Origin of the sequence: Pseudomonas protegens (genome assembly GCF_003732485.1) — a bacterium.
Taxonomy (GTDB): domain Bacteria; phylum Pseudomonadota; class Gammaproteobacteria; order Pseudomonadales; family Pseudomonadaceae; genus Aquipseudomonas; species Aquipseudomonas protegens_B.
Map to the genome: position 1 here is coordinate 1 of NZ_MOAK01000087.1, position 11,981 is coordinate 11,981.

General features: G+C 65.3%; 8 protein-coding genes. 6 read left to right on the forward strand and 2 right to left on the reverse strand.

All coding sequences use genetic code 11. From position 1 onward, the window contains the following. On the reverse strand, positions 1 to 217 hold a 217-nt coding region (gene tssD / locus BLX41_RS30105), incomplete at its 3' end, for a type VI secretion system tube protein TssD (RefSeq protein WP_123727997.1). Between the two features lie 534 nt (positions 218 to 751). Between tssD and BLX41_RS30110 the strand changes: the two genes are divergently transcribed. The 4 genes from BLX41_RS30110 (at position 752) to BLX41_RS30125 (ending at position 5,638) form a co-directional block, all read left to right on the forward strand. Beyond that, positions 752 to 1,135 (forward strand): DUF2946 family protein, encoded by a 384-nt coding sequence (locus BLX41_RS30110; RefSeq protein WP_123727818.1) that lies wholly within the window; start codon positions 752 to 754, stop codon positions 1,133 to 1,135. Between the two features lie 118 nt (positions 1,136 to 1,253). Next, positions 1,254 to 3,422, forward strand: a complete 2,169-nt coding sequence (locus BLX41_RS30115) for a TonB-dependent receptor (RefSeq protein ID WP_123727819.1) — start codon at positions 1,254 to 1,256, stop codon at positions 3,420 to 3,422. Between the two features lie 53 nt (positions 3,423 to 3,475). Beyond that, positions 3,476 to 4,960: a PepSY domain-containing protein gene (locus BLX41_RS30120; protein WP_123727820.1), complete on the forward strand. Its 1,485-nt coding sequence runs from the start codon at positions 3,476 to 3,478 to the stop codon at positions 4,958 to 4,960. A gap of 147 nt (positions 4,961 to 5,107) precedes the next feature. Further along, positions 5,108 to 5,638 carry a DUF3087 domain-containing protein gene (locus BLX41_RS30125; protein WP_102864603.1) on the forward strand — a complete coding sequence of 177 codons (531 nt, stop codon included), beginning with the start codon at positions 5,108 to 5,110 and terminating at the stop codon, positions 5,636 to 5,638. Between the two features lie 27 nt (positions 5,639 to 5,665). Here BLX41_RS30125 and BLX41_RS30130 read toward each other — a convergent pair whose 3' ends face one another. After that, positions 5,666 to 8,296 (reverse strand): patatin-like phospholipase domain-containing protein, encoded by a 2,631-nt coding sequence (locus BLX41_RS30130; RefSeq protein WP_123727821.1) that lies wholly within the window; start codon positions 8,294 to 8,296, stop codon positions 5,666 to 5,668. A 299-nt stretch (positions 8,297 to 8,595) separates the two neighbouring features. Here BLX41_RS30130 and BLX41_RS30135 point away from each other — a divergent pair, with 299 nt between their 5' ends. Next, the gene (locus BLX41_RS30135) at positions 8,596 to 9,378 is read left to right on the forward strand and encodes a sulfite exporter TauE/SafE family protein (protein ID WP_123727822.1); all 783 of its coding nucleotides are present in this window, start codon (positions 8,596 to 8,598) and stop codon (positions 9,376 to 9,378) included. 122 nt (positions 9,379 to 9,500) lie between these two features. Further along, on the forward strand, positions 9,501 to 11,948 hold the full coding sequence (locus tag BLX41_RS30140) for a hybrid sensor histidine kinase/response regulator (protein WP_123727823.1): 2,448 nt from the start codon (positions 9,501 to 9,503) through the stop codon (positions 11,946 to 11,948). Positions 11,949 to 11,981 lie beyond the last annotated feature (33 nt).

Genomic DNA, 11,981 nt, shown 5'->3' on the forward strand with positions numbered 1-11,981 from the left:
CCTTGGTGATCTTCACCGGTTTGTGTACCCGCTGGCCGGTGGGCTGACCGGACTGCGGATCGCGAGGGATGATCACTTCATGGCTGAAGCCCTGGACCATGACCTGATCTTCGTGACCTTCCTGGTAGGTGTTGCCAACGGAGTCAGCGGTGAAGGCACCGGCGGTGATCAGACCTTGTTTGGTACCGGTGACGGACATGTACGCTGGGGTTGCCATTGTTGCTCTCCTTGCTTGGATATACGGAAAAACCGGGGCCTGAATGGCCGGCCGGGCTTCATGGATATCTCAAGAGTCATGCCAACTTTCCAATACTCCTTGCCAATCAATCACTTGATAGAAATCCAAGGTTCAACAGGCTGTTTCCGGCCTGATTTCCTAAAGAAAGTGCGCAAGAAGTTGCGCAGTACTGCGCAACTTCTTGCGCACTCCTCTGTACAGCCCTGTCCGTCATGCCTACAGCCATGTACCCACAGGCTTATCCACATTTGAGTGCGCAACTTCTTGCGCATCAAGGCTAAAGGCCATCATGGGCAATGCAGGTAGCCGGGGGCCGCCAAGGCATGAGCTCGCCCGGCGGCACCCGGGTGCTGCTGTCCCCGCCACCCGGAGACTTTAGTTCTGGTCCGATTCTTGGCGCTTCGGGAGTCGGCTATAAAGCTCGCCACAACCTCACCGCTGGCAGGGCCATGAGTTTCGCTTGCCCTGCATTGGTGATTTTCCAGTGCTTTTTTCGCTGTTAATCTTGCCGCCATGACCCATGCCTCTTGCCACCGCCCCCACATTGCCTGGACGCTGTATTTCTGCGTGCTGTTCAACGTGTTCGTCTGCGGCCTGGGCCATGGGCAGATGGTCGGGCTGGCGCTCAATGGCGTCGGCGGGCAGTTCTGTTCCGCCATGGGCAACCCGGGTCCGGCGCTGGACGCTGACTTCAGCGACCAGGCCGCCGCCGGAGGGCTGAGCACGTTCATGTGCCCATTGTGCTCGGCCGTGAGCCTGGGCATCGCGCTGCTGTTTTGCCTCGGCTGGTTGCTGCGTCGCCAGCGCCCGCCACGGCTCGGAGGGGAGCGGCGCAGCAAGGCGCCACCGCGTTATTCGTGGCCCGCGCTCAATCCCCGGGCACCGCCACTGGGCTGACTCGCCCTGGCGACCGCATCAGACGGTCGCGCTTTCTCGTCCTCCGGCATTAGCTGCACGGTCGCTCCGGCGACTGCTGCCGGACGCTGTTCGATGATTTCTTTTCGAGTCCGAGTCCATGAAGTTCCTGTATCGCTCCCCCCGTTGCGCGGCGCTGTGCTGTGCCCTGTCGTTCAATGCCCTGGCCGATGCCCCGCTGCAAATGCCGCAGATGCGCATCAGCGCCGATGAAGCGCCACAAACCGGTCTGCAACTCGATACCCAGACCAGCACCGGCTCGCGCCTGGGCCTGACCCCGCGGGAAACCCCGGCGACGGTCAACGTGGTCAACCGCCAGCAGATCGAGCAGCGCGGCGCCGCCAATACCCAGGACATCCTGGCCAGCGTGCCGGGGATGAACGCGGCCTCGTCCCCCGGGGTGCCGGGCTTCGTGTCCTATCGCGGCTTCTCCGGGGCGCAAATCACCCAATTGTTCAATGGCATCAGCGTGCAGTACGACTCCATCGCCGCGCGCCCGGTGGACAGCTGGATCTACGACCGGGTCGAGGCCGTCGGTGGGCCGTCGAGCTTTCTCTATGGCGCCGGTGCCGTGGGCGGTTCGATCAACTACATCACCAAGTTGCCTTCGCGCACCGAGTCGTTCAATGAAGGGCGGGTCAGCTATGGCTCCTACGACAGCCGCGAAACCTCCTTCGGGTTCAACCATGCGCTGAACGAAGGTGCAGGGCCGCGGCATTACGCGCGTTTCGATGTCAGCCACACCACCAGCAACGGTTATGTCGACCGCGAGCAGCGCGATGCCTGGACCACGGCGTTTTCCCTGCTGACGGATTTCAACGACCAGCTGTCCCACACCCTGGCTTATGAGTACCAGAACGAAAGCGTCGACAGCCCGTATTGGGGCACGCCGGCGCTGAATCCGCTGGGGGGCAAGATGGAAGTGGACCAGAGCCGGCGCTTCGAGAACTACAACGTCAGCGACGGTCGCTATGAACAGCGGGTGCAATGGCTGCGCTCGATCATCGACTATCAGGTCAATGAGCGTACTTCCGTGCGCAACACTCTGTACCACTACAACGCCGACCGCGAATACCGCAACCTGGAAACCTACGCCTACAACAGCAGCAACACCCAGGTGAACCGCTCCGGCATCCTGCTCCAGCGCCATGCCCAGGAGCTCAATGGCAATCGCTTCGAACTGCTGCATCACGACAGCCTGCTGGGCCTCGACAGCCAGTGGTCGGCGGGTATCGATTACAGCCACAACGTGATGAGCAACTACCCGCGCTCGGTGTCGGGCTCGCTGCCTGGGGTCGATCCGGACGCCTTCGATCCGGGCAGCTTCTGGAACTTGCCGGGCATGCAGCGCGGCTTCGAGAAGAACCGCCGCAACCAGGTGGACACCTGGGCCCTGTTCCTGGAAAACCGCCTGCAACTGACCGAGCGCCTGTCCCTGCTCAGTGGCCTGCGCCACGACCAGATCGACCTGCAAGTGACCAACTACCGCGCGGTCACCGAGGCCAACCCGGCGTTCTTCCAGCGTAAATACCGTCCCACCACCGGGCGCCTGGGGCTGGTCTATGAGTTGACGCCGGCGGCCAACGTCTACGTGCAATACAGCACCGCCGCCGATCCGCCGGCAGGAATCCTGACCACCGCCAGCTACGGTCAGGTACGGGATTTCGATCTCAGCACCGGCAATCAGTGGGAGATCGGCAGCAAGTTCGATTTCCTCGATGGCCGCGGCTCGGCGACCCTGGCCGCCTACCGCATCGAACGCAAGAACCTGTCCACCGCCGATCCGAGCAACCCCGGCAGCAGCCAGCCGGTGGGCCAGCAATCGTCCCGGGGCGTGGAGCTGGCGGGTTCGTTGCGGGTCACGCCCAAGCTGTTGGCCGAAGGCAACTTCGCCTATGTCGATGCCCAGTACGACGAGTTCTATGAAAACGTCGGCGGCCGGCCGGTGTCGCGCAAGGGCAACAGCCCCACCAACACCCCGGACAAGGTGGGCAACCTGTGGCTGACCTACGACCTTGCGCCGTCCTGGCAGGTCGGGACCGATGCACGTTATGTGGCGTCGATGTACGCCAACGCGGCCAACACGCGCTATGCGCCGGCCTACACGATCTTCGGCGCTTTCGTCGGCTATCAGTTGAATGCCGATACGCGGATCACCGGCCGGGTGCGCAACCTCACCGATCAGGTCTACGCCCGCACCACAGCGCCCACCCAGCTGTACCTGGGGGCGCCGCGGACCTTCGAGCTGGCGCTGCAAACGCGCTTTTAACCTGAGACAGCGGGGCGTCCGATGGCGCCCCGCGCATTTGCGAGCAGCCTGTGATGAAGCGTTACCTGTACCTCTGGCACCGCTGGTTGGGCATTGTTGCCTGCCTGTTCATGGCCCTGTGGTTTATTTCCGGGGTGGTGATGCTGTATGTCGGCTACCCCAAGCTGACCCCCGCCGAGCATCTGGCACACCTGCCGGCGCTGGTTCTGGACGAGCAAAGCGCCGACCTGGAGCAGGTGCTGCATGCCGCTGACCCGCAGCACCCCCCTTCGAGCATCCGCCTGACCACGGTGGCCGGCGCGCCCCGTTACATCCTCGAATACCCCGGGCCGCGCAAGGTGGCGATCGAGGCTGATAGCGGCCTGCAGGCGCTGCCCACCGATCGGGTCGAGGCTCTGGCGGCGGCCCGGCAGTTTGCGCCGGGCGTGGCGGTGCGTGATCGCGGGACAGTCAATGGCGACATGTGGAGTCAATCCCGAGCCCTGGACGCCGACCGGCCCTTGCTGCGGGTGGCCACCGCCGATGCCGAACGACGTCTGCTGTATGTTTCCGGTACCACGGGAGAGGTGGTGCGCGATGCCACCGCCACCGAACGCGGCTGGAACTGGATCGGTGCCTGGCTGCACTGGCTGTACCCGCTGCGGGGCATCGGCATCGATGGCGCCTGGGGGCCGATCGTTACCTACCTGTCCCTGGCCGCGACCCTGATGGCCGTGCTCGGCCTGGCGGTGGGCGTGCTGCGCTGGCGCTTCAAACGCACCTATCGCAACGGCTCGCACTCGCCGTACCAGGGTTTTGCCCGCTGGCATCACCTGGGCGGCATGCTGTTCGGCGTGCTGCTGATCACCTGGATCTTCAGCGGCCTGATGTCGATGAATCCGTGGAAGCTCTTCAGCAGTGCCCAGCCCTTGTCGGTGACGGCCTACCAGGGCGGACCGCTGCACGCGGCGGCCTTTCCCCTGAGCGCGGCCCAGGCCCTGCAACGCTTTGCCGACGACGGCCTGCAGGCCCGGGAGCTGGAGTGGCGGATGATCGGCGGCAAGGGGTATGTCATCGGCTACGACGGTGCCGGGCGCACGCGGATTCTGGCCATGGCCGAGAACCAAGTGCTGCGTCAGTTCAACCCCGACACCCTGCGGCAGGCGGCCTGGGCCATTCGCCCCGAGCGGCCGATGATCGTCCAGCAACTGGCTGCCTACGATTTCTATTACTACGCTCGGGAGCCCCAGAGCATGATGGGCCACCTGCAGCAGCGCCTGCCGGTGCTGCGGGTGCGCTTCGACGACCCGGCCCAGACCTGGCTGCACCTGGATCTTCACACCGGGGCGATCACCGGGCAGCTGGATCAGCCGCGCCGCGCCTCGCGCTGGCTGTTCGCCCTGTTGCACAGCTGGGACTGGCTGCCGCTGCTGGCCAACCGACCTTTGTGGGATCTGTGGATGATCCTGTTCAGCGCCGGAGGCTTGCTGATCAGCGTCAGCGGCGTGGTGCTGGGCTGGCGTCGCCTGGGGCGTTCATTGCGTGCGCGTCGGCGTTGAGCGGGGGGAGGGCGCAATACAGCGACCTGGATCAGGGTTATGCAGTATTTGTGTCCCTCCCCGACGATTTAAGCCACCGCTCCCGGCCCTAGCGGTGATAATGCCCGCCTGCTCATTTCCCTACTGCTTCCGGAGCCCGTCGCGCCCATGTTCGTCATCACCCCGCAGGACCCTGAACTCTATCGCCGGCAAACCCGCCGCAGCACCCTGATCATCGCCCTGGTGTTCATCGCCCTGGCCATGCTGTTTTCCAGCGCGGCGGTAGCGGTGTTCGGCCAGCCCGGCGGCGATAACCTGGTGTGGAATGCCGGCGGCGTGTTCACCGGGCTGGTGATCAGCGCCGTGCTGTTGCGCACGGTGTTCTGGACCCAGCCGTGGATGGCCTCGGCGGTCTATGGCTGGCGCCTCAAGCGCAGCCTGATGCGGGTGACCAATGTCATGCATCAGGTCACCGCCGGGGTGGCGGCGGGAGATCCGGCGGCCCTCAAGCTGCTGCGTTTCTATCACCTGGGACTGACCCAGATGCATCAGCTGGACGCCAACTCCAGCGCCCACGGACAGATGCTTGGTGAAGTGGAGCGCCATCTGGCGCTGCTGGCCGAGCAGGGCATCGACCCGCAGCAGGAGCGCCTGGAGGCGCAGTGGCTGGAAGCGGTCAAGGTGCACCAGCCGCGCTGAAGTTCAGGTTGATCCGCTGGCCCTGCCTCAAGGTTGCGGATCATCCAGGTAGCGCCACAAGGCCTCGGCCATTTCGTTGGACTGGCCGCTGCGGCCAAACAGCTTCTGGCCGATATTCAGCCCCAGCTGGCGATAACTCTCGAACTGCGCTTCGTCGAAGAACTGGTCCACCGTGCTCTGGTTGGGAAAGCCCGGGTTGGCCCGGGCGTAGTTGACGACGTCCGGTGTCAGCCCGGCGATCAGCCGTGGCTTGAGCACCAGGATCCGGCAGTGGGGTGTGGCCGCGATGTCCGCCTGGGTGTCGGGGCTATGGGCGTAGACGTTCAGCAGCAAGGCGCACTTCTGACTGTCGGCGCTCGGCGGCTGGCGAAACTCTTGCAGACTGCCGAACAGCGCCTTGAGTTGAGGATGGACCAGTACCCCCGGGTCTTCGCGGATCTCCAGGGCCTGGTCGATGCGCGCCAGGCGCACCAGATTGGCCAGGTCGTCGAACTGGTAATCCGGATCGCAGCCGCTGTCGCAGGTGACGATCAGTTCCACCCCGCGCCCCTCACGCAGCAACTCGTAGGTGGCGGTGTTTTCGAAATGCCCGCCGTCGGACAGGTACTGGTAGTCGCGCCGATGCCCATGAAAGCGCGAGGTCAGCTCATAGAACAGGTAGGCCTGGGTGCTGAAGTAGGTCCAGGGCGTCAGGTCACGGGGCACCCAATGCGGCTGTCCGGGATCGACGAAGTGGCTGGGCCACCAGATGCCCAGGCGTATGTTGGCCAGCCCCAGGATCAGCGACATGCCCAGGCTGTTGGCCCGCCCCAGGCCGGTGCTGAAGGCGGCGCCGGAGACGCCGATCCACTGGCCCAGGCTCAGGGGACTCATGATTTCCGAGGTCGGGCCCTGGCTCAGGTCACGACAGTAGGGCTTGCCATCGAGGGTGTAGCGCTCCGCCGGACCGTCGCTGGCGACGCCGCCCTCGGTTGCGGGAGCCCAGTTCGGCGCGATGCACAAAGGCTTGCCCTTGCGGTCGCGCTGTACCAGTTGCTCGGCGGGGTCCACCGTCAGGTTCATGGTGACGTTGATCAGGTGCACCGGCCCGGCACTGGGGGTGGCGTAGTACTGCTGCAGCGACAGGTCGTCGCTGGACATCGGCTCGGCCACGCTGAGGTAGGTGCGGCGCTGCTGTGGCGGGCCGTTGAAGCGCCGGCCATTGGAAGCGCCGAGGTAGGCGCGGGTCAGCCGGGCGCTGTAGAAGGCCTGGAGCGACGAGGTGTTGAGAAAGCCGATGAAGCGCCCACTGACACAAACCAGCAAGGCCGCCACCAGGCTCAGGGCCAACAGGCGCCAGGCTGCGGCGGCGCTGTAGCTGATGGCGCCACCGTCATGGGCGACCCATTGCACCAGCAGCGCCCAGCACAGACACAGCAGGCTCAACAGCAGGCATCCGGCAACCAGCGCCAGTACATCCAGGGGCAGTTTGCGCATCCAGTCGGGCAGCGGCTTTTCATCCTTGAGCAGCACCAGGCGGCGCACCAGCCACATCAGCAGCGCCAGCAGCAGGGGCGTGGCCAGGGCCTGATAGTCCAGCAGGTAGCGATACAGTGCCTGGGCGCCGGTCACCAGCAGGGCCAGGAAAGCGAGAATGGCCACCGCCGCGATGGCCCGCCCCAGGGCGCGGGTGATCTGCACCCGGTAGTTGCGCACGCAGTTGTTGCAGGTGCTGTCCTTGGCCGGGTCTCGGTGATCCGCCAGCCGGCGGACCAGCCGGTGGGTGATCAGCAGCGCATTGCTGCCGACCAGCGCGGCCGCCAGGGCCAGGGTGCCGACCACTTGCCATTGGGCCAGGTCATAGGCCAGGGCGCCGCCGATCCACAGGCCGGTGACGATGGCCAGCATGAAACGGAATGCCGGGTTGCCAAGGTTGGGTGGCCGGTCCAGGTCGCCTTGGGGGATCACCAGCCAGTACGCCACGGCGCAGGGCAGGGCGAACAGCAGGGTCGCCATCAGCGGCCACAGCAGCAGGCTGGCCTGGCTCAGCACCTGGAACAGGGTCAGCAGGCTGAGCATCAACAGGATCGGCATGCCGATCATGGCGTGCAGCGACAGCCAGTTGCGCCAGGTCATGGCCAGGGCATAGAGCATGTCGCCGGAGCCGGTGGGCGTCAGGTAGCGGCCGTTTTCCCGCAGCCAGGCTCCCGGGCCCTGGCCCACGGGCTGTTGGGCGTAGTCGACGCCGGTGCTGATACGTCCCGGGGGCTCGAAGCGCAGCGCCTGGTAGGCATCGCGGGCGGCCTGGCCCACGGGGTCCTGGAGGTCTCGGTCGCGCAGGCGTCCGGGGAGGAACAGGCTGGAGAAGAAACTGCCGATGTAGCCGCCGCCACTGACCGTGGACAGGTAGTCGATGCGCGACAGCAGGCTGTGCTCCGTGGCGGATTCGGGCGCTGGCTGGGCTGGGGGCGAGGACGCCGTCGCCGGTGCCGGCGCCCGGGCCATGGCTTGCATGACGCCGAGGCAGAAGGTGGCGCTGCGGATGCCGCCACCGGACAGCGCCAGGCCCCAGTTGCCACGCTGGGGCGTGGTTTGCCCGGGGGCTTGCTGATGCAGGCAGAGGCGTCTGAAACGAATGCGCTGTTGCTCGATCTGGTAGGGGTTCGCGTCGGATGTCATGGGCCTTCCTTGGGAGACGGAGGGGGCAGGATCTGGGTGAACCCTGGATCGGTTGCCCCGGCGAGCGCCCAGCAGAATACCGGATGCGCGGGCTCCGGTGTGCGTCAGCGGTGCCGGTTGGGAGGGGCTGAATGGGCATGTGGCGGATGCAAGGTGCGCGGGCGCTTGATGCAACGGGTGCATGGAAAAAACGACCCTGGTTATAACGTTAGATTTTATTCATATAAATGGACATAAGCTTTAGCCGCTATGCTGCCGCCAGTTTTTCACCTGGCCGTGTGATTTGTAGGGTTTTATTGATGGATGTGGGTAATTTCGGTTTTGTATTCGCAGGCCTGGTAGTGGGATTCATCGTGGGCATGACCGGAGTGGGCGGCGGCTCGCTGATGACCCCGATCCTGCTCTGGTTCGGCATCAATCCGGCCACCGCAGTGGGCACTGACCTGCTGTACGCCGCCATCACCAAGTCCGGTGGGGTGCTGGTGCATCAGAAGAACCGCAATATCGACTGGCGCATCACCGGCTGGCTGACCCTGGGCAGCGTGCCGGCGGTACTGGCCACCCTATGGTTCTTGAACAACCTGGACTCCGATCCCCAAGCCTTGAACTCGGTGATCAAGCAAGGGCTGGGCTTCGTCCTGCTGCTCACGGCCCTGGCCATTGTCTTCAAGAAGAAACTCATGGCCTTCGCCCAGCGCCACGGCAGCGACTATCAGCCAAGCCCCCGCGGCCTCAACGGCCTGACCGTGGTCACCGGGCTGATCCTCGGCACCATGGTCGCGCTGACTTCCATCGGCGCCGGCGCCCTGGGCACTGTGGCGCTGTTCATCCTCTATCCGTTCCTGGCCACCAAGCGTCTGGTGGGCACCGAAATCGCCCACGCCGTGCCCCTGACCCTGGTGGCCGGCCTGGGCCACGCCAGCATGGGCAACATGGACTGGCACCTGCTGGGGTTCCTGCTGATGGGCTCGCTGCCGGGGATCTGGATCGGCAGCCACATGACCGGGCGGATCTCCGACGAGATCCTGCGGCCGTGCCTGGCGGTCATGCTGTTTTCCATCGGCTACAAACTGGCCTTCTGAACCCTCTCGGCCGGGCCATGCTTACCTCCACCCGCTAACTTCCGTGGATTCCAGGGGTCAGTTATCCTGCGCAGGCCTCTGTTTGGCGGCGCAGCCCCTTTTTCCCTTGTGTGATGCGGTCCATGACTATTTCCTCTTCTGATGGTGCCGCTCCCCAGACCTGGCGCGGCGGCGAGACCGGTGCCGCCATCCGCCAGTTCGACTGGTCGCAGACCTCGGTGGGCCCCCGGGAGCACTGGCCCAGCCTGCTGCACAGCACCTTGAGCCTGGTGCTCGAATCCCCTGAAAGCCTGTACCTGCTGTGGGGCCCGCAGAAGCAGTTCTTTTTCAACGACGCCTATCGTCCGGTGCTGGGGCCGCGCCTGGCCAATGCCCTGGGGCAGACCATCGAGACGCTCTGGGCCGATGCCTGGCCGGATGTGCAGCCCATGGTCGAGCAGGCGTTTCGCGGTCAGGCCTGTCGTCACGAAGACCTGCCGGTGAACATGCAGCGCTATCCCGCAGAGGAGCTGACCTGGTGGTCGTTCTCCATGAGCCCGGTATTCGACGAGCGCCAGGAGCAGGTGCTGGGGGTGCTCTGCCACACCGTGGAAACCACCGCGCGGGTGCGCCTGGGACTGCATGCCCGGCTCACCGAGTCGCGCCTGCGCGAGACCCGCGAGCTCAATACCCGGGTGCTGGCCAGCAGCAATGACTGCATCAAGGTGCTGGACCTCAATGGTCAGTTGTCGTTCATGAGCGAAGGTGGCCTGCGGGTCATGGAGGTCAGCGACTTCAACGCCATTGCCGGCTGCCCCTGGCCGGACTTCTGGCAGGGCCAGGGCAACCTTGACGCCCAGGCCGCCATCGCCGCTGCCCAGGCCGGGGAGTCGGCGCGGTTCCAGGGCGCCGCCAACACCCTGGCCGGCAACGCCAAGTGGTGGGATGTGCAGGTCACGCCGATGCTCGATGAGGCCGGTCAGCCGGAGAAGATCCTCTGCATTTCCCGGGACATCACCGCCACCCGCGAGGCCGAGGAGCAATTGCGCCGCCTCAACGAGTCCCTGGAGCAGCGGGTCCAGGAGCGCACCCAGGAGCGCGACCGGATCTGGCAACTGTCCACCGACCTGATGCTGGTGGCGGACTTCAACGGGCGCATCGTCGCCGTGAACCCGGCCTGGACCCGATTGCTGGGCTGGCAGCGGTACGAACTCGAAGGCAGCAGCTTCTACGATTTCATCCACCCCCAGGACAGCGTGGCGGCGGTCAATGCCTGTACCGAGCTGGCTCTGGGCCAGAGTTTCTCTCGGGTGGAAAACCGCTTTCGGCACAAGGACGGCAGCTATCGCTGGGTGTCCTGGAGTGCCGTGCCCGACCCTCAGCACCTGCATGCCGTGGGGCGTGACATTCAGGCCGAGCGTGAAGCCGCGCAGGCGCTGCGCAAGACCGAGGACATCCTGCGTCAGGCACAGAAGATGGAGGCGGTGGGGCAACTGACCGGTGGAGTCGCCCACGACTTCAACAACCTGCTGACGGTGATCCGCTCGTCCACCGATCTGCTGCGGCGCAACCTCAGCGAGGAGCGCCGGCAGCTGTACATCGATGCCATTTCCGACACCGTGGACCGCGCCAGCAAACTCACCGGCCAGCTCCTGGCCTATGCCCGCCAGCAGAACCTGCGCCCGGAAACCTTCGACGTCGGCGTCAGCGTGCAACTGCTGGCACAGATGATCAATCCGCTGATCGGCGCCTGCATCGAACTGCGTATCGAACTGCCGCAGCAAGCGTGCTGCATCCATGCCGATGCCGGCCAGTTCGATACCGCGCTGATCAACATGGCGGTCAATGCCCGGGACGCCATGCAGGGCGAGGGCCTGCTGGTGATTGCCGTAGAGCGGGTGGGGCAGATTCCCGCGAGCGCCAGCCAGGGCGCCCAGAACGGTGACTTTGTCGCGGTGTCCCTGACCGACACCGGTGCCGGCATCGACCCGCAGCAGATCGAGCGGATCTTCGAGCCCTTCTTCACCACCAAGGAGGTGGGCAAGGGCACCGGGCTGGGCCTGTCCCAGGTGTTCGGTTTTGCCAAGCAGTCCGGTGGCGGCCTGGTGGTCCACAGTCAGCCGGGGCAGGGCACGCGCTTTACCTTGTATCTGCCGCGCTCCGAAGCCGTGGTCAGCCCGTCGGCGACCCCTTGCCCGGGTCCGCTGCTGGTGGATGGCCTGGGTGCCACGCTGCTGGTGGTGGAAGACAATCCCGAGGTGGGCGTGCTGTTGGCCCAGGCCTTGAACGAGCTGGGCTACCAGACCGAATGGGCCACCAGCGCCGTCGAGGCGTTGCGTCGCCTGAGCCAGGAACCGGGGGTGTTCCAGGCGGTGTTTTCCGATGTGGTGATGCCCGGCATGAGCGGCATCGAACTGGCCACCCGCATCCGCAGCGATTACCCCGGGCTGCCGGTGATCCTCACCAGCGGCTACAGCCCGGCCCTGGCCCAGGGCCAGACCCGGGAGTTCGTGTTCCTGCAGAAACCCTACTCGGTGACAGCCCTGGCCCAGGCCTTGAGTGCCGCGATCGGCAACGACCCGCCGCTGTGATGCAGGCCGCCGCCGTCTATGGCTGGGGGGCGG

Bases quoted from the DNA above. Each gene is read 5' to 3' on its own strand.
- BLX41_RS30110 (WP_123727818.1), top strand. From the start codon at position 752: ATGACCCATGCCTCTTGCCACCGCCCCCACATTGCCTGGACGCTGTAT.
- BLX41_RS30135 (WP_123727822.1), top strand. From the start codon at position 8,596: ATGGATGTGGGTAATTTCGGTTTTGTATTCGCAGGCCTGGTAGTGGGA.
- BLX41_RS30115 (WP_123727819.1), top strand. From the start codon at position 1,254: ATGAAGTTCCTGTATCGCTCCCCCCGTTGCGCGGCGCTGTGCTGTGCC.
- BLX41_RS30120 (WP_123727820.1), top strand. From the start codon at position 3,476: ATGAAGCGTTACCTGTACCTCTGGCACCGCTGGTTGGGCATTGTTGCC.
- BLX41_RS30125 (WP_102864603.1), top strand. From the start codon at position 5,108: ATGTTCGTCATCACCCCGCAGGACCCTGAACTCTATCGCCGGCAAACC.
- BLX41_RS30130 (WP_123727821.1), bottom strand. From the start codon at position 8,296: ATGACATCCGACGCGAACCCCTACCAGATCGAGCAACAGCGCATTCGT.
- BLX41_RS30140 (WP_123727823.1), top strand. From the start codon at position 9,501: ATGACTATTTCCTCTTCTGATGGTGCCGCTCCCCAGACCTGGCGCGGC.